Here is a 1,146-nt window from a genome sequence, read left to right on the forward strand (position 1 = left end):
ATGCGCGCGGCGCCGGGCTGGTGACGACGGGCGCGTGGTCGCCGCCCGCGCTGCACGCGGCGGTGCACCGGCTGAACGACGCCCTCGGCAACACCGGCCGCACGGTCGTCCACACCGCGCCCGCCTGCACGGACGGCGCGCCGATCGGCGACCTGATCGCGGCGATGGCGCGCGGCGAGGTGACGACGCTGCTGATGCTCGGCGTCAACCCGGCCTACGACGCGCCCGGCTTCACGGACGTCCTGCCCCGCGTCGCGCTGAAGCTGCACGCCGGGCTGTACCAGGACGAAACCGGGCTGCGCGCCGACTGGCACATGCCGCTGGCGCATCCGCTGGAGTCCTGGGGCGACGCACGCTCGCCGGACGGCACGGTCGGGCTGATGCAGCCGACGGTCGAGCCGCTTTACGGCGGCCGGGCGGCGGCCGAGATCCTGTCGCTGCTGTTCGACGACACGCCCCGCACCGCCGAGGCGCTGCTGCGCGCGCACTGGCAGGGCGACGCGCAGGACGCGGCGTTCCTTCCGCGCTGGCAGGGCTGGCTGCGCGACGGTTTCGTGCCGGGCCAGACGCTGCCGGCCGAGACCGTGACACCCGTTTCCGCGCCGACGCCCGCGCCCGCGCCTGCTTCGCCGCCGCCGCCGGCTGCGGGCGACGGCGGCGTGACGGTGGTGTTCCGGCCCGATCCGACCGTGTGGGACGGCAGCCTCGCCGGCAATGCGTGGCTGCAGGAACTCGCGAAGCCGCTGACGAAACTGGTGTGGCAGAACGCGGTGACGCTCGCCCCGGCGCTCGCGGCCCGGCTGCGCGTCACGACCGGCGACGTGGTCGCCCTGGTTCACGGCGGGCGGCGGATCGAGGCGCCGGTCTGGATCATGCCGGGACAGGCCGACGGTGTGGCCGGCCTCACGCTCGGCTACGGGCGCGCGGTGCCGGGACATCTCGCGGACGGCCTCGGCTACGACGCGAACGCGCTGCGCGGCGCGGCAACGGTCTGGCAGCTCGACGGCGTGCGGATCACGCCGACCGGACGGCGGACCGCGCTGGTGACGACGCAGACGCACGGCACCATGGAGGGGCATGATTTCGTCCGCGTGCAGCACGCAGGCGCGCCGCCGGTCGGCGATCCCGCGCCGGCCGCGCGCCCGC

At 76.0% G+C, this 1,146-nt stretch carries 1 pseudogene; it reads left to right on the forward strand.

The features are described from left to right. Window positions 1–1,146: pseudogene (locus B8460_RS22090) on the forward strand (4Fe-4S dicluster domain-containing protein); the annotation flags it as partial.

The sequence above is a fragment of the Acidisphaera rubrifaciens HS-AP3 genome, from assembly GCF_000964365.1.
Classification (GTDB): Bacteria; Pseudomonadota; Alphaproteobacteria; order Acetobacterales; family Acetobacteraceae; genus Acidisphaera; species Acidisphaera rubrifaciens.